Source organism: Atlantibacter sp. RC6 (genome assembly GCF_014193285.1).
Taxonomy (GTDB): Bacteria; Pseudomonadota; Gammaproteobacteria; order Enterobacterales; family Enterobacteriaceae; genus Atlantibacter.
Genome location: NZ_JACHZE010000002.1, coordinates 463,704 through 479,706, shown reverse-complemented (window position 1 = coordinate 479,706; position 16,003 = coordinate 463,704). Strand labels below are relative to the sequence as shown.

The window sequence follows — 16,003 nt, the reverse complement described above, 5'->3', positions numbered from 1 at the left end:
GTATGGCGAAAACCTGGACACTGGAAAATGCGCGCTGGCGCATGACGGTCAGCGCCCGGGGCGCGGAAATATGTCGGCTGACCGAGAAATCCGCCAGCCGGGAGTGGCTGTGGACGCCGGATAATAAAACGTGGAGAAGCACGGCGCCGCTGCTTTTCCCGGTGGTAGGGCGGTTAATCCATAACGGGCTATGGAATGATAAAAATTTCTACCCGCTGCCCGCCCATGGTTTTTTGCGTCATCAGGCGTTTTCTTTGCTCCAGCATTCGTCTGGCACGCTAAGCCTGATTAGCCACGCGACGGAGAAAACCCTGAGTATCTGGCCGTTTAAATTTTCGGTGCAGGTGGACTATCAACTGCTGGATACGGGGGTGCGAATCGTCTGGCGGGTGACCAACCGGGATCGCCAGCCGCTCTGTTTTTCGCTGGGTTACCACCCCGGTTTCGCCCTGCCCGTCGCGCAAGAGCGCGGCTGGCGCGTCACGTTTGATGACGCGACGGTCACCGGCCCGTTTTATACCCGCGACCGGACGCTAAGCCTGGCGCAGAACACAGATGTAGTGCGCGAATTTGCGCTCACGCCGGACGCGTTTTGCAACGGGGCGGTTTATTTCGCCGGATGCCAGGGCAGCCGGGTTAACGTGGTATCGCCAGAGGGGCACAGGGTGTTGCAATGCCGGTTAACCAATCAACCCTGGGTGGCGTTATGGGGCGTGCCGGGGGCGGATTTGCTGTGTATCGAACCGCTGTCCGGCACCACCGATGCGCCGGATGCCTCCGGGCAGCAGCGCGATAAGCGGGGGATGCAGTGGCTGGCGGCTGGCGCAATGTATCAACAGCAGTTGGACATCGTATTCCCGGCAGACGGCGCACGGTGAGATGGCTAAAATAGCGGGCAGTGAATCGTCCAGAGAGCCGTCTATGAGCATCAACAGAGAAAACGTCAGGGTTTATATCGCCAATATTCTGGTAACGCTGGCGGATAAAGATCGTGCGATCGCGGAGTTTATTCTGCACAACGCCGGGCGCTTCGTGCAACTGCCGGTCAAAAAGCTGTCCCAGGAAATTGCGGTCAGCGAGGCCACCATCGTGCGGTTTTGCAAAAAGATTGGTTATGGCGGGCTGCTTAACCTCAAAGCAGAGTTGCAACGCGAGCTGCTGGAGGAGAGCGATCTGACGCTGCCCTCGTCGCCGGATATTTTTGTCGGCGATTCGCGTAACGATGTGGCGCAAAAAATCGCCATGACCATCGAAACCACGGTGCAGGACACTATCGACCTGGTGGACATGAAAAAGCTCAAAACTATCGTTGAGCGATTTATTGCCGCACGCCGCGTGATGTTTGTTGGCTTTGGCGCGTCCGGCCTGGCGGCCATGGAAGCGCGGGACAAAATGAACCGTATCGGTATCGATTCTGAAGCCTTTACCGATCGTTTTACCATGACCCTGAAGCTGGCGAATCTCAAGCCTGATGACCTGGTGGTGGCATTTTCGCACTCCGGCGAAACCCCGGAAGTGGTCAACGCGTTTAAGCTGGCGCAAAAAGCCGGGGCGTTCCGTTTAGCCATTACCCATCGCACCGTTTCGCCGTTAAATGAACTGGCGGATGCTTTTTTACTGACCTGCGGTGAAAGCGCGCGCTATCAGGGTGACTCCATCGGCACCCGCGTGTCGCAGCTGTTTATGATCGAATTTTTGTGTACGGAGGTGACCCGGTACAATTTCAGGGATACGGATTCGCCCGGGTTATCGATTAAAGAAATACTGATAAAAGAACGGATTAAGCGTGAATCAACAGGATAATGCGCCTGCCCAGGCGACGGGAAAAGGGCAATGGTGGTTATCGGGCAAAACCCCGGATTACCGGTTTACGTTAGCTAACGAACGCACTTTTCTGGCCTGGATCCGCACAGCGCTGGCCTTGCTGGCGGGGGCGGTCGGTATTGACCAGTTTTCACCCCATCTCGGTTCGCCGGATTTACGATTCGGCCTGGTGATGCTGCTGGTGGCGGGCGGCATTGCGCTAAGCGTCACGGCCTGGCGCAGATGGCGGCGCAACGAGCACGCCATGCGCCTTGAGCGCGAGCTACCCTACACGCGTTTTCTGTTGCTGCTTAGCGGGTTTATAACGCTGGTGGCGACATTGCTGGCAGTTCTACTCTGGCAGAACGCGCCATGATGGCCCGCGATCCGGGCTTGCAGCCGGAACGTACCCGGCTCGCCTGGTCACGCACCCGTTTCTCGCTGGCGTTGTTTGCGCTGCTCTGCTTTCGCGGCTGGTGTCGCGACGGCAATCTGTTCTACGGGGCGACCACGCTGATTTGCGGCGTCGCGGCGGCGTTGATTCTGTTTGACGGGCATCAGCGTACCGGAAAACAGCTGATTTCACTCAGCCTTTGCGCCGCCGGGCTCCTGCTGTTTTTAAACGCAATACGCCATCTGATGGCATAAAAAAGGCCTGCACATCGGCAGGCCTGTTTCACAATGGGTTGTGCTTACAGCGTAATCACGCCAATCAGCGCCACGACGGTCAGGATCGCCGCCAGGCCGTAAAACACCCACTTGCCGCTCGGCACATGAATTTTCAGATCGTGCATGGCGTGGTGGATACGGTGAAGCCCGCACCACAGCGGCAGAACAATCATCAAAAACAAAAATACCCGGCCAATAAAGCTTTGGGAAAATGCCAGCACGCGCTCATAACCCAGCGCGTCGCCCGGATAGAGACCCAGCGGCAGCATAATTCCCACCAGCAGTACAATCACTGGCGCAATAATCGCGCCCCACATGCCGCCAGCGCCAAACAAGCCCCAGAAAACCGGCTCGTCGGAACGTTTTGGATTGGGATTAATCACAGGGCCTCCTTACCAGAACAATGCCACAAACAGAATCACCACGGTCACCACAATGGTGACGCCCCAGAGCCCTTTGATAATCGGCTCCGCACCCAGTTTTTCATCCTTAACGATGATGTTGGCCGCCTTCGGCGCCAGCTCAAACCAGGTTTTGGTATGCAGAACGGCCGCCGCCAGGGTGATCAGGTTAAGGATCACCACGATGGGGTTTTGCAAAAAGCCAACAAAGCCCATCCAGCTTTCCGGGCCGCCTTTCAGCGCGAACAGGCCGTAAATCAGCACGATGCTGAACCATACGGTTGGCACCGCCGTTCCTTCACGGATCATGTAAAAGCGATAAAAGCCGAGGTTGCGCCACCAGGTCGGACCCATCGTCCGTACATAAGGCTTACGTTTTGTTGTCATCATGCACTCCTTAGCGAGGTTTCAGGGTGGCGATTAAGAAGTCTTTCGAACTCTCCACCTTGCCCTGCTGAATGGCGGCTGCCGGATCGACATGTTTCGGGCACACTTCAGAGCAGAAGCCCACAAATGTACAGCTCCAGACGCCATTCTGGCCATTCAACTGCGCCATACGTTCTTTCTTACCGTGGTCGCGGTTATCCAGGTTATAACGGTGCGCCAGCGTGATGGCCGCCGGGCCGATAAACTCCGGGTTCAGGCCAAACTGCGGACAGGCGGCATAACACAGACCGCAGTTGATGCAGCCTGAGAACTGATGGTATTTCGCCATCTGCGCCGGGGTCTGGTTGTTCGGGCCCTGATCCGGGGTACGCGGATTGCCGATAATGTAAGGCTTAATCGCTTCCAGGCTTTCGATAAAGTGGGTCATATCGACCACCAGATCGCGCTCGATCGGGAAGTTCGCCAGCGCCTCAACCTTCATGCCTTTCTCGTAATCGCGCAGGAAGGTCTTACAGGCCAGCTTCGGCACTTTGTTGACCATCATCCCGCAGGAGCCGCAGATCGCCATACGGCAGGACCAGCGATAGCTCAGATCCGGAGCCAGATTGTCTTTGATGTAACCCAACGCATCCAGCAGCGAGGTTTGCTCGTCGTAAGGCACCTCATAGAACGTGCTGTGGGGCGCGTTATCCACTTCCGGGTTATAACGCACCACCTCAACTTTCAGGTTTTTCATCTCAGCCATTCGCCGTCTCCTTCTTCTCGGCTGCTTCTGCTTCCGCACCGTACACGCGTTTTGCTGGTGGCAGCGTGGTGATTTTCACGTCGCTGTATTCCAGACGCGTCGCGCCGCTGGCGTCGCGGAAGGCGAGGGTGTGTTTCAGGAAGTTGACGTCATCACGCTCGGTACAACCTTCATCCAGACGCTGATGCGCGCCGCGCGACTCTTTACGCGCCAGAGCGGAATGCGCCATACATTCAGCCACATTCAGACCGTGGCCCAACTCGATAGTGTAGAGCAGGTCGGTGTTGAATACGCTGGAGTTGTCGGTAATACGCACGCGCTTAAAGCGTTCCTGAAGCTCGGCGAGTTTATCGACGGTTTTCTGCATCAGTTCCGGGGTACGGTAGATACCGCAGCCCTCTTCCATCGACAGACCCATTTCATCGCGGATCTTCGCCCAGTTCTCGTTGCCTTCCTGATTCACCAGCGCTTTCAGACGTTGCTCAACGTCCGCCGCCTGCGCGTTGAGCGCAGCATCATTGGCGTCGGAAGCGGCAGAGGAGCGCGCCATCGCCTGTTCGCCCGCCAGGCGGCCAAACACCACCAGTTCCGCCAGCGAGTTGGAGCCGAGGCGGTTTGCGCCGTGCAGACCCACGGAAGAACATTCGCCCACGGCGAACAGCCCCTGAATGCGGGTTTCGCACTGCTGGTTGGTTTCGATGCCGCCCATGGTGTAGTGCGCGGTCGGACGCACCGGAATCGGTTCTTTAACCGGATCGACGCCCACATAGGCCTTCGCCAGTTCGCAGATAAACGGTAAGCGCTCGAGCAGTTTCTTCTCGCCCAGGTGACGCAGATCCAGATAGACCACATCGCCGCGCGGCGTCGGGATGGTGCGGCCAGCGCGCCATTCGTGCCAGAACGCCTGGGAAACTTTATCGCGCGGGCCGAGTTCCATGTACTTGTTCTTCGGTTCGCCCAGCGGCGTTTCCGGGCCCATGCCGTAATCCTGCAGATAACGGTAGCCGTCTTTGTTCACCAGAATACCGCCTTCGCCGCGGCAGCCTTCGGTCATCAGAATGCCGGAGCCCGGCAAGCCGGTCGGGTGATACTGGACGAATTCCATATCGCGTAGCGGTACGCCGTGGCTGAGCGCCATGCCCATCCCATCGCCAGTGACGATCCCGCCGTTGGTGTTGTAGCGGTAGACGCGGCCTGCGCCGCCTGTCGCCATCACCACCGCATTGGCGCGGATTTGCACCAGGGTGCCTTCCATCATGTTCATCGCCACCAGGCCGCGCGCGTGACCGTCGTCGACCAGAATGTCGAGTACGAAGTGTTCGTCGAAGCGTTGGATTTGCGGGAACTGAAGGGAGGTCTGGAACAGGGTATGCAGCATATGGAAGCCGGTTTTATCCGCGGCGAACCAGGTGCGCTCGATTTTCATCCCGCCAAAACGACGCACGTTGACGGTGCCGTCCGGACGGCGGCTCCACGGGCATCCCCATTGTTCAAGCTGTGTCATCTCTGTGGGGCAGTGATGCACAAAATAGTCCACCACATCCTGCTCACACAGCCAGTCGCCACCCGCCACGGTATCGTGGAAATGGTAATCAAAGCTGTCATGATCCTGCGCGACCGCTGCGGAACCGCCTTCGGCGGCAACGGTGTGGCTGCGCATTGGGTAGACTTTAGAAATCAGTGCGATTTTGGCGTTTGGATTAGCCTGTGCTGCGGCAATGGCCGCTCGCAGTCCAGCTCCGCCAGCGCCAATGACGGCGAGATCGGCATAAAAGGTTTGCACGACATTCCTCCAGATTATTGTAATTTCGCAAGCGCTATGACCAAACCACAACAGATGCAAGGCACGTTTGCGAAAGCGAATTCCCCTGCTCCTTAATGGGTAGAACAGTATAACGGGGTCAATCTTAAGGAAATTTGACGTGTTCGATTTTTTTGGCGGGTGCACAGGGACCTTCGTCACAATCATTGATGCCTGGCTCACGAAACCGAAGATTCATGATTCATTAACCGTAAAAACCAAAAATTCGCTGCGCAAAAATTGTCTCCTCTACGCGATGCGGGTAGACTTCGTGCCCTTATCTGACGTCGGAGAATAAATTATGAGCGATACGGCCTCCTGGCAGCCGAGCGCATCCATCCCCAATCTGTTAAAACGCGCAGCGCTGATGGCGGAGATTCGTCGCTTTTTTGCCGATCGCGGCGTGCTGGAGGTGGAAACCCCCTGCATGAGCCAGGCGACGGTTACGGATATTCATCTGGTCCCGTTTGAAACCCGTTTTGTTGGCCCCGGCCACTCGCAAGGCATCAACCTTTATTTGATGACCAGCCCGGAATATCACATGAAGCGCCTGCTGGCGGCGGGTTGCGGCCCGGTCTACCAGCTATGCCGCAGTTTCCGTAACGAAGAGATGGGGCGTCATCACAACCCGGAATTCACCATGCTGGAGTGGTATCGTCCGCATTACGACATGTACCGCCTGATGAACGAAGTTGACGATTTGCTACAGCAGGTACTGGAAACCAGTCCGGCGGAGACGATCTCTTACCAGCAGGCTTTCCAGCGCTATCTGGAAATTGATCCCCTGTCCGCCGATAAAACCCAACTGCGCGAGGTCGCGGCCAGACTGGATCTCAGCAATATCGCCGATACCGAAGAGGATCGCGATACGCTGCTGCAACTGCTGTTCACCATGGGCGTGGAACCGCAAATCGGCAAAGACCGCCCGACCTTCGTTTACCACTTCCCGGCCAGCCAGGCATCGTTAGCGCAGATCAGTACGGAAGATCACCGCGTCGCCGAGCGTTTCGAGGTCTATTTCAAAGGCATCGAGCTGGCGAACGGTTTCCACGAACTGACCGACGCCCGCGAGCAGCAACAGCGTTTTGAGCAGGACAACCGTAAACGCGCCGCGCGCGGTTTGCCGCAGCAGCCGGTAGATGTGAATTTGCTGGATGCGTTAAAAGCGGGCCTGCCGGATTGTTCCGGCGTGGCGTTAGGCGTGGATCGTTTGATTATGCTGGCGCTGGGCGCGGAACGCCTTTCTGATGTGATTGCGTTTAGCGTTGATCGGGCGTAAAAGAAAAGCCCCTTTTCTTAAAAGATAAGGGGCAAATTAAAATAATATAACTATTTGATTTAAACTTAAAATTTAAAAGATGTCATTTCTGGCTTTGTGAAATAATAACCTTGTCATTTTATTGATCATTATCTTTGTTTATAAAAACACACAACTTCTCTTTTCTTTAAAGTCAATTGATCTATGTTAAATAGCATTTTTAATGAAAGGAGAAATAAATATAATGAATCAATCATTATTGTTTTGTAAGGTTGATGAATACGGCTTTCCGCACTGGAATGGCTTTGATACCTTTCGCTGGTATGCGTTGCCTACAAACTGGGGGTAAATGACAGGAGATGCTTATTTATGGCTCTATAAAACATCTTGGTTGATATACCATCGAGACTTGATTAAGAAATATGCGAAAGAAGCTGAAATTCCAGTATTCCTGTTAGCTGGAGTGGCTGTGTCGGAAGTAGGCGGTACACCGGATAGGTTTAAAGGGTTAGCGACGAGCAAATTATTGTTGCAGGTTCGCATTATAATCGAGGGGTTCAAAGAAATGTACGTGATATAAAACAATCTATCCACGATCCCATAGGTTCGCCATCACGAGAATATAGCGAATACGGTCGACATATCCTTCAAAAGAAAGAGCAAATAATGCGTATTTTAGAGGGGCGCTAAATGAAGAGTAAACTATTTGCTTTAGATATAATTTGGTGCGTTGTTGCTTTTTTTTGGATCGTGGTCCTTTCTGCTCAGGATAAAGAGTGGATGATAGGTTCGGGTGACATTAAAAATATCTGTGATCTTATTACTCTCATTGAAAATGATGACACTCGTTTTATAGGAATGAGTTTCACATTACCCGTGTTCTTCCCGGCAATTTATATGCTTATCCTTAAAAAAAAGCTGCACTGGTTTACCTGGCTGGTAACCTTATGCATTACGGGCTTTTGGTTATGGCAATTTTTTATCCGCTATCAGCTTTGCCTCTGGTAAAAAAGCCGGTCACCCTGGAGTAACCGGCTTTCTGATTACAAACTCCCCGCCGGGCGCGAACTTTTCCCCGCCGACGTTAATGTTCGCGCGGTGCGCTTGCCGTCCAGGCTTTCCAGCCGCATCTGGAACGGCGGGAACGGCAGGTCGATGCCATGCTCGCGGAATCCGTGCAGGATCAACTGGTGGATTTCATGGCGCAGCGGCATCCGGTGGCCCATCTCAGCGGCATAGATACGCAGCTCAAACAGTTGCAGGCCCTGCTGTAAATCCACCAGGAACACTTCCGGGGCCGGGTTGTCGATCACCAGTGAGCAGCGCTTCGCGGCGGTATACAGGATTTGCGTGACCTCTTCACTATCGGCATCCCCTGGGGCAGGCACGGTGAGCACCACGCGGGTGACCGAGTCGGACAGCGACCAGTTGATAAACTGCTCGGTGATAAATGCCTTATTCGGCACGATAATCTCTTTGCGGTCCCAGTCGCTGATGGTGGTGGCGCGAGTATTAATGCGCGTCACGCTGCCGGTCAAATCGCGGATGGTCACGGTATCGCCGATACGGATCGGTTTCTCAAACAGGATAATCAGGCCGGAAATAAAGTTGGCGAAAATTTCCTGTAAACCAAAACCCAGCCCGACACCGAGAGCAGCTACCAGCCATTGCAGTTTCGACCACTCAATCCCGATCATGGAGAACCCGGTCAGGCCGCCAATCAGCATCAACAGGTATTTGGTGATGGTGGTAATGGCGTAACCGGTGCCCGGCGTTAAATCCAGATGCTGCAACAGCGCCAGCTCCAGCAGTGCCGGTAAGTTTCGCACCAGTTGGGTGGTGATGATAAACACCAGAATGGCGATCAGCACTGCGCCGAGGGTTATCGGCTCGATGCTTTCTACGCCCTGCACCGTAGAGGTGACATCCCACAGGGAGATGTTCTCCAGAAAGCCGAACGCCGAATGGATTTCCGACCACAGCACAATCACCGACAGCAGGGCGATCAGCATCAGTATCGACCGCACCAGCCGGAGCGACTGGGCGCTGATGGTATCGAGATCCACTTCCGGCTCTTCGACAATCTCATTGCTGCCTTCGGTGCTGTGATTATGGGCCGGTTCCTCTTCACCGCGCGCCCGCTGGGCGAGAATTTCCGCACGGCGGTGTTTAGCGCGGTCAAACGCCAGACGGCGGCGCTGAATAAACATCCAGCGGCGGATCACGTGATACACCACCAGCAGCAGGAACCAGATGGCGACCGAGGTTTCGAGGCGCGCCAGCAGCGCCTGGGCGGTGGCCAGATACCCCACGGCGGATGCCAGAATCGCCAGCAGCGGCGCGCTGAGCATCAGATTCCACAGCATCTTGTTCACCATGTTGTCGCCGCTGCCCTCTTTATCCAGCCACAGCGGAATTCCGGCGCGTTTCAGGCTCAGCGTGACGATCGCCAGCGCGCCGCAAATCAGGATAAAGCACAGGCGGCCCAGCGAGCCGGAGAATTCGCGATCGTTAAGGTTATCGAACATGATCAGCGCCATGATCAGCGGCACCACAAACCCGATGGTCATCAGGTAGTAACGCATTGCGCGGGCTACCTGGCGGCGCGGCCAGCCGAAGTGGGCGATAAACAGCCCGTTCGGGCGGGCAAAGGTGGCGCAAATCATCACCACCCACAGCAGCGGCACGGTGGCCGTCACGCCATCGCCAATCGCCACGGCGATAGGGTAGGGCCAGGCCTCGCGCAGCCCGTAGCCGAGCGTCGCCCAGAGCACCGGCAGCGGCGAGGCCACCAGAATTGACCAGAACAAGGTGCGCAGCGTTAACCTGAAATGATCCTGGGTCACTTTGCCGATGCGGGCGCTGGAGCGTTCAAGAAACGCCGTAAAGTGCCGCCGCGAACTGAGGCTGAAGCCTACCAGGATCAGCGCGCCAAACAGCGGCAGTAACGTCTCTTTGCTGGTGAGCATCATCAGCGTGGCGTTACCCATCTGGCTGGCGGTGTCGAGCGACACCAGGCGACGTAAATCCTGCACGATTTCCAGCGGCCAGGCGATGGTCATCGGGCTGACGTCCGCCGTCCAGAACAGATAGCGGTGAGTCGCCTCGTTAACCTCTTTTAACGCGTCTTCCAACTGGCTGTTGGCGACTTTAAGTTTGGTTAATTCCAGGATCAGCGTATCGCCGCCCTGCAACAGCGAATTGAGCAGCTCGCGCTGGGTGCGCAGTTGCGCTTCCAGAATACGGTTTTGCTCTGCTGTGAGCGGCGCGCCGTCGGCCTGGCGTAGCTGGCGCAACTGCGGCTGTTTGTTCAGCAAATCCTCATAGCGCATACGGTGGACGCGCAGCTGCGCCATTTCGGTATCCAGCTGTTGCGGCTTGGGCATCTCCGGCAGACGCGCCACTTGCGCCCGCAACGCTTCGCCGAGCATATTCGACACGCCCAGCCACTGTGACTGTTCGCGCAGGGTATTCAGCGCCTGGCGCACTTGCAGCGTCTGGCCGGAAGCCTGGCGCTGCTGCGAAGCCACCAGATCCATGCGCTGCGCCTGCTGGTTCAGCGCCTGCGACAGCTCGCGGTTGATTTTAAACTGCTCTTCGATGGACGGCGGCAGGCCCGCGCTGTTTTCCGCTAACAGCTCGGTGCTTTCCAGCGCGCGTTCCGCTTCTTTCTGGCGCTGGCTATTGAGCTGATTGCGCAGGGCTTGCAGATAACCGTCGAGCTGCTGGCTCTGCTTTTGCGCCAGTTCGCTGCGCATCCGTGACAGCTCCTGGCGGTTGCTGGCGGAAAGCTGCGCCAGTTCGAGTTCATCCACCAGCGCTTTAAGACGCGCGGATTCCGCCTGGGCATTCAACTGTTGGGCCTGGGTTAAGGCATTGCTTGCACCGCTCTGCGCGCCAGCCCGCCGTTCCACTTCATTCAGCTGACGGCGCGCATCGGTTTGCTGTTGCGGAAGCTGGCTGAGCGAGTCGGCGATTTCTCGGGTGCGTTCTTGCTCCTGCTGGGCCAGACGGCTTTTTTCCAGCAGTTGGCTGCTGACTTGTAGGATTTCCTGGCTCAGGGCGTCGGAGGTGAGACCTTCCGGGACTTTTTGCGGCTCTTCGCGCAGGTTATTCAACTGCTGGCGCAGGGTCTCGGAAAGCTTGGGATAGTTATCAATAACTTGCTGGTATTGCGTTGCGCGCTCCAGCGAGGCTTTGCGCTCTTCAAGCGCGTTCAACGCGGCCTGGAGAGCCTCCACGGTTTCCGCCTGGTTAGGCAGATTTTTCGCCGCTTTGGCTTGCTCCAGTTCCTGGGAGATTTGTTTTGCGTCGGGGGCCGTCGCAGCGTACGCCCCCATGCTGAGGCACCAGGCCATCAGGATCGTGATAATCAGGCGCACGTCAGTCTACCTTTACGTAAAAAATTAACCCTGGTCTTTCGGGGAGCCGTCAACCAGCGGGCTGGCCGCCAGTTCAGCGTTGATTTCCTCATCCGACAGCGGCGCAGGGGTGGTGTCCGGCGTCTCGAACGTTTCCGTGGAAACCGCCAGCGCTTCGCCCAGACGGGTAACCGACAGGCTTTGCAGCCCCTCGACCAGATTCACTTTGCCCGGCGCGAACAGGTTGATCACGGTAGAACCCAGCTTGAAGCGGCCCATTTCCTGGCCTTTCAACAGCGCGACGGCGTCTTCGCTCTCGCCCGCCGGCCACGTCCAGCGTTTGATTACGCCTTCGCGCGGTGGGGTTACCGTACCGGACCATACCGTTTCAATGCTGCCGACGATGGTCGCGCCCACCAGAATCTGCGCCATCGGGCCAAATTCGGTATCGAACAGGCAGATCACGCGCTCGTTACGGGCGAACAGATTCGGCACATTCTGGGCGGTTAAATGGTTAACCGAGAATAGATCCCCCGGCACGTAGATCATCTCACGCAGGATGCCGTTGCACGGCATATGGACGCGGTGATAGTCACGCGGCGACAGATAGGTGGTAGCGAAGGTCCCGTTGCGGAATTTGTCCGCCATCAGGTAGTTACCCGCCAGCAGCGCTTCCAGGCTGTAGTTATGGCCTTTGGCCTGCAGGATTTTGTCTTCTTCGATGCGCCCCAACTGGCTGATAACACCATCAGCGGGCATCACCAGCACATTTGGATCGGTGTTCACCGGGCGAACATCGTCGCGCAGCGAACGCACAAAGAAATCGTTAAAGGTGCGGTAGCTGGCGGTATCCGGCTTCTGCGCCTCGTTCATGTTGACCTTGTAGGCTTTGACGAACAGGTCGATGACCAGTTTGGTCAGCCAGCCGGCACGTTTACTTGCGCCCCAGCCCGCCAGGCGAGTGAGCCACAGTTTCGGGAGAATGTATTGAAGCGAAAGCTTAAAGTTGTTTAACAAGATAGCCTCCAGGCTAATGTTATTTTGCTGTTCCTGGCCTGGTCGCAATGAACCAGGCTACACCCAAAAGGGGGGCGATTTTAGCGATGCCAAGCTTAATTGTCAGTCGTCAGATTCAGAAAAGCTTTTACGCGTTTTTACCTGGCTCATGCTTTCCAGGATGCGGTGATAATTATCGAAACGGCTTTCCGCAATTTTTCCCTGCTCGACGGCTTCACGAATGGCGCAGCCAGGGTCGGCGTCGTGCTTGCAGTCGCGGTATTTGCAGTGGCCCAGATAGTCGTGAAATTCGACAAAGCCCTGGGTAATTTGTTCCGGTTCCAGATGCCACAGACCAAATTCGCGTACCCCAGGGGAGTCAATCACATCGCCGCCGTGCGGGAAGTGATACAGCCGCGCGGCGGTGGTGGTGTGTTGCCCCAGCCCTGACACATCAGAAACGTCGTTAGTGAGAATGCTGTCGTCGGTCAGTCCCAGCAGGGCGTTCAGCAGGCTCGATTTGCCAACGCCTGACTGTCCGGCAAAGATGCTGATCCGGTCGGTGAGGGCGGTTTGCAGTTCCTGCAAGCCGTTTTGTTGATGGCTGGAGACCATCAGAACCCGATAGCCGATGCCACGATAGATATCCATCTGCTCATTAACAAAAGCCATCCCTTCGTCGTCCAGCAGGTCGATTTTGTTCAACACGATCAGCGGCTCGACGTTCAGGGTTTCGCAGGCCACCAGATAGCGATCGATAATATTGAGCGACAGCTCTGGCAGGATCGCGGAAACAATCACGATCTGGTCGATATTGGCGGCAATGGGTTTTACGCCATCATAAAAATCAGGGCGGGTCAGCACCGATGTGCGCTCGTGCACCGCCTCGACGATGCCTTTCACCGCCATGCCTTCCGCCGCGGTTTTACCCGGACGCCAGACAACGCGGTCGCCGGTCACCAGCGAACGAATAGTACGGCGAATGTTACAGCGGTGCACTGAACCGTCTGGCGCCTCGACATCGGCATGCATACCAAAACGGCTGATCACCACGCCTTCGCCCGGCTCGCCAAACAGGTTATCGTCGTAATCCACCTTCTCCGGCGTCTTTAACCGACGCTGGTGGTTCGCTTTCACACGGCGCTGTTGCCCTTTGGAGAGTTTATTTTTGCTCAATCGTGCTGGCTCCTGGTCGCCCGGAATGGGCAAAACCTCTATGATACACACTAATTTTACATGATTTAACCGATCGTCACCGAGGGGTGGCGCCAGAAGGGTGGAAAATAGCATGAGTGGAAATGAAAATAATCTGATTTGGATCGATCTGGAGATGACGGGGCTGGATCCAGAGCGCGACCGCATTATCGAAATCGCCACTCTGGTTACCGATGCGAATTTGAATATCCTGGCGGAAGGGCCGGTGATCGCGGTGCATCAGTCGGATGAACAACTGGCGCTGATGGATGACTGGAACGTCCGTACCCATACCGGCAGCGGCCTGGTGGATCGCGTTAAGGCCAGTACCCTGGATGACCGCGCGGCGGAACTGGCGACTCTCGAATTCCTGAAGCAGTGGGTGCCTGCCAATACGTCGCCGATCTGCGGCAACAGCATCGGCCAGGATCGCCGTTTCCTGTTTAAATATATGCCGGAGCTGGAAGCCTATTTCCACTATCGTTATCTGGACGTCAGCACGCTGAAAGAGCTGGCGCGCCGCTGGAAACCGGAAATTCTGGTAGGCCTGAAGAAAGAGGGCTCACACCAGGCGCTGGATGATATCCGTGAATCGGTGGCAGAGCTGGCGTATTACCGCGAACACTTTATCAAGCTGTAAGCCAGTAACTATCAGGCCGCCTGATGCGGCCTGAAGAAAGTATTATTTCAGCGCCAGTGTGCCGAACGCGTTTTGCCAGTCCTGTTCGAACGTTGCCACCGCCGCTGTGACCGCAGGCGCATTGATAAACTGCTCCGCCACGTCCAGCGGCAGAGTAATGGCTTCACAGCCCTCCAGCAGGCAGTCCAGTGCCTGGCGCGGCGTTTTAAAGCTCGCAGCCAGCACTTTCGACCCCGGCGCATGCAGCGTCAGTAACTGCTGGAGCTCGGTAACGGTTTTGATCCCGTCGCCGCCCTGGGCATCAACGCGGTTCACATACGGCGCGACATACTCCGCGCCTGCCAGCGCGCTCAACAAGCCCTGAGCAGCACCATAAACCGCCGTCCCCAGCGTGGGAACACCTTTAGTTTTCAGGATCTTGATTGCCGCCAGGCCTTCCGGCGTTACCGGCACTTTTACCACCAGATCGGGAATGATTTCCCGCAGCGCCAGCGCGTCGTCTACCATTTTTTCCGCCTGCGTCGCCATTACCTGTGCGAATAAACGCCCTTTACCGCCCAGCGCTTCCTGCAATTCCGGCAGCACAACGCTGACGGGCTTTTTACCTTTAGCGATGATGCTGGGGTTGGTGGTAATGCCCGCCAAAGGAAAGATCCGCGCCAGGCGGGCCACCGCCGCGACGTCGGCAGTATCAAGATAAAGTTCCATCGTGTCGTCCTCAAACTGTGAAATGCAGCAACTTATCGCAGTATATCGCCGCCCCCTGCCAGTCATTTGATTTAAGTCAATGTTACTTTCTTTCGAAAGTCATTTAATTTTCATGCGAAACAAGAACGGTGAATTTTATGATTTTCAATATCCAGCGTTATTCGACCCATGACGGCCCCGGCATTCGTACTGTGGTGTTCCTGAAAGGATGTTCGCTCGGGTGCCGCTGGTGCCAGAATCCGGAAAGCCGCTCACGCGAGCGCGACGTGCTGTTTGATCCCCGGCTGTGTCTTGAAGGCTGCGAACTTTGCCAGCAGGCGCTGCCGGATATCATCCAACGTAGCCTGACCGGGCTGATTATTCACCGTGAAAAGCTGGAAACTGCGCATCTCGACCGTTTACAGGACTGCTGCCCCACTCAGGCGCTGACGGTTTGCGGCGAAGAAAAAAGCGTTGAGCAGATTATGGCGACGGTGCTGCGCGATAAGCCGTTTTATGACCGTAGCGGCGGCGGATTAACGCTCTCAGGCGGCGAACCCTTTATGAACCCGGAGATGGCGCAGGCGCTGCTGAAAGCCAGCCATCAACAGGGCATTCATACCGCAGTAGAAACCTGCCTGCATGTGCCCTGGCATTATGTTGAGCCCTCGCTTGCGTATACCGACCTGTTTCTCGCCGATCTGAAACACGTGGATGACGCCGCCTTTAAAAAATGGACCGACGGCTCTGCCCGGCGCGTGATGAGTAACCTGGAAAAGGTGGCGGCTGCCGGGAAACAACTGATTATCCGCGTCCCGCTGATCCCCGGTTTTAACGCCGACGAAGCGTCAATCCAGGCGATTACCGGCTTCGCCGCGGAAAAACTTAACGTCAAAGAGATTCATTTTTTGCCCTATCACACGTTAGGCATCAACAAATATCACCTGTTAAACCAACCCTACCTGGCGCCGGACAAACCGCTTGATGCGCCAGAATTGCTTGATTTTGCCCAGTCCTGCGCCCGTGAGAAGGGCCTGACGGCTACCTTGAGAGGATAATGT

16 protein-coding genes and 1 pseudogene are annotated in these 16,003 nt (G+C 56.1%); 9 read left to right on the top strand and 8 right to left on the bottom strand.

All coding sequences use genetic code 11. The annotated features are described in order from the left end of the window. The first annotated feature begins 2 nt into the window (after positions 1-2). Genes FHW74_RS07335 through FHW74_RS07320 form a run of 4 tightly spaced genes read left to right on the top strand, consistent with a single transcriptional unit; the run spans position 3 to position 2,451 of the window. Positions 3-878, top strand: a complete 876-nt coding sequence (locus FHW74_RS07335; RefSeq protein ID WP_183169823.1) for a hypothetical protein — start codon at positions 3-5, stop codon at positions 876-878. Positions 879-921: 43 nt separating this feature from the next. Next, a complete protein-coding gene (locus FHW74_RS07330; protein ID WP_161661088.1) occupies positions 922-1,803 on the top strand; it encodes a MurR/RpiR family transcriptional regulator in 882 nt (293 codons plus the stop codon). Continuing rightward, positions 1,787-2,179 carry a DUF202 domain-containing protein gene (locus FHW74_RS07325; protein WP_183169822.1) on the top strand — a complete coding sequence of 131 codons (393 nt, stop codon included), beginning with the start codon at positions 1,787-1,789 and terminating at the stop codon, positions 2,177-2,179. Before FHW74_RS07330 ends, FHW74_RS07325 begins: the two co-directional genes overlap by 17 nt. Further along, complete coding sequence (locus FHW74_RS07320; protein WP_183169821.1) at positions 2,176-2,451, top strand: DUF202 domain-containing protein; 276 nt, start codon at positions 2,176-2,178, stop codon at positions 2,449-2,451. Before FHW74_RS07325 ends, FHW74_RS07320 begins: the two co-directional genes overlap by 4 nt. Before the next feature lie 44 nt (positions 2,452-2,495). On the opposite strand, the gene frdD is transcribed toward FHW74_RS07320, so the two are convergent. The 4 genes from frdD to frdA are packed head-to-tail and all read right to left on the bottom strand — an operon-like array spanning position 2,496 to position 5,788. Continuing rightward, positions 2,496-2,855 (bottom strand): fumarate reductase subunit FrdD, encoded by a 360-nt coding sequence (gene frdD, locus FHW74_RS07315; protein WP_144131161.1) that lies wholly within the window; start codon positions 2,853-2,855, stop codon positions 2,496-2,498. Positions 2,856-2,864: 9 nt separating this feature from the next. Further along, a complete protein-coding gene (frdC, locus tag FHW74_RS07310; protein WP_125294656.1) occupies positions 2,865-3,260 on the bottom strand; it encodes a fumarate reductase subunit FrdC in 396 nt (131 codons plus the stop codon). Between the two features lie 10 nt (positions 3,261-3,270). Continuing rightward, the gene (locus tag FHW74_RS07305) at positions 3,271-4,005 is read right to left on the bottom strand and encodes a succinate dehydrogenase/fumarate reductase iron-sulfur subunit (RefSeq protein ID WP_125294655.1); all 735 of its coding nucleotides are present in this window, start codon (positions 4,003-4,005) and stop codon (positions 3,271-3,273) included. Next, positions 3,998-5,788 carry a fumarate reductase (quinol) flavoprotein subunit gene (gene frdA / locus FHW74_RS07300; protein WP_183169820.1) on the bottom strand — a complete coding sequence of 597 codons (1,791 nt, stop codon included), beginning with the start codon at positions 5,786-5,788 and terminating at the stop codon, positions 3,998-4,000. Before frdA ends, FHW74_RS07305 begins: the two co-directional genes overlap by 8 nt. Positions 5,789-6,107: 319 nt before the next feature. Between frdA and epmA the strand changes: the two genes are divergently transcribed. The 3 genes and pseudogenes from epmA to FHW74_RS07285 all read left to right on the top strand — a co-directional run bounded on the left by epmA (position 6,108) and on the right by FHW74_RS07285 (position 8,072). Then, the gene (gene epmA / locus FHW74_RS07295; protein WP_183169819.1) at positions 6,108-7,085 is read left to right on the top strand and encodes an elongation factor P--(R)-beta-lysine ligase; all 978 of its coding nucleotides are present in this window, start codon (positions 6,108-6,110) and stop codon (positions 7,083-7,085) included. A 223-nt stretch (positions 7,086-7,308) separates the two neighbouring features. Continuing rightward, positions 7,309-7,754 (top strand): annotated as a pseudogene (locus FHW74_RS07290) (hypothetical protein). Then, on the top strand, positions 7,755-8,072 hold the full coding sequence (locus tag FHW74_RS07285) for a YjeO family protein (RefSeq protein WP_183169818.1): 318 nt from the start codon (positions 7,755-7,757) through the stop codon (positions 8,070-8,072). A 35-nt stretch (positions 8,073-8,107) separates the two neighbouring features. Here FHW74_RS07285 and mscM read toward each other — a convergent pair whose 3' ends face one another. The 3 genes from mscM to rsgA all read right to left on the bottom strand — a co-directional run bounded on the left by mscM (position 8,108) and on the right by rsgA (position 13,597). Then, on the bottom strand, positions 8,108-11,446 hold the full coding sequence (gene mscM / locus FHW74_RS07280; RefSeq protein ID WP_183169817.1) for a miniconductance mechanosensitive channel MscM: 3,339 nt from the start codon (positions 11,444-11,446) through the stop codon (positions 8,108-8,110). Between the two features lie 24 nt (positions 11,447-11,470). Beyond that, positions 11,471-12,442 (bottom strand): archaetidylserine decarboxylase, encoded by a 972-nt coding sequence (gene asd, locus FHW74_RS07275; protein WP_183169816.1) that lies wholly within the window; start codon positions 12,440-12,442, stop codon positions 11,471-11,473. A gap of 102 nt (positions 12,443-12,544) precedes the next feature. Beyond that, complete coding sequence (gene rsgA / locus FHW74_RS07270; RefSeq protein ID WP_183169815.1) at positions 12,545-13,597, bottom strand: small ribosomal subunit biogenesis GTPase RsgA; 1,053 nt, start codon at positions 13,595-13,597, stop codon at positions 12,545-12,547. A gap of 112 nt (positions 13,598-13,709) precedes the next feature. Between rsgA and orn the strand changes: the two genes are divergently transcribed. Next, positions 13,710-14,255, top strand: a complete 546-nt coding sequence (gene orn, locus FHW74_RS07265) for an oligoribonuclease (protein ID WP_183169814.1) — start codon at positions 13,710-13,712, stop codon at positions 14,253-14,255. Positions 14,256-14,297: 42 nt separating this feature from the next. Here orn and fsa read toward each other — a convergent pair whose 3' ends face one another. Continuing rightward, positions 14,298-14,963 (bottom strand): fructose-6-phosphate aldolase, encoded by a 666-nt coding sequence (fsa, locus tag FHW74_RS07260; protein ID WP_183169813.1) that lies wholly within the window; start codon positions 14,961-14,963, stop codon positions 14,298-14,300. Between the two features lie 137 nt (positions 14,964-15,100). Here fsa and FHW74_RS07255 point away from each other — a divergent pair, with 137 nt between their 5' ends. After that, the gene (locus FHW74_RS07255) at positions 15,101-16,000 is read left to right on the top strand and encodes a glycyl-radical enzyme activating protein (RefSeq protein ID WP_183169812.1); all 900 of its coding nucleotides are present in this window, start codon (positions 15,101-15,103) and stop codon (positions 15,998-16,000) included. The last annotated feature ends 3 nt before the right edge of the window (positions 16,001-16,003 follow it).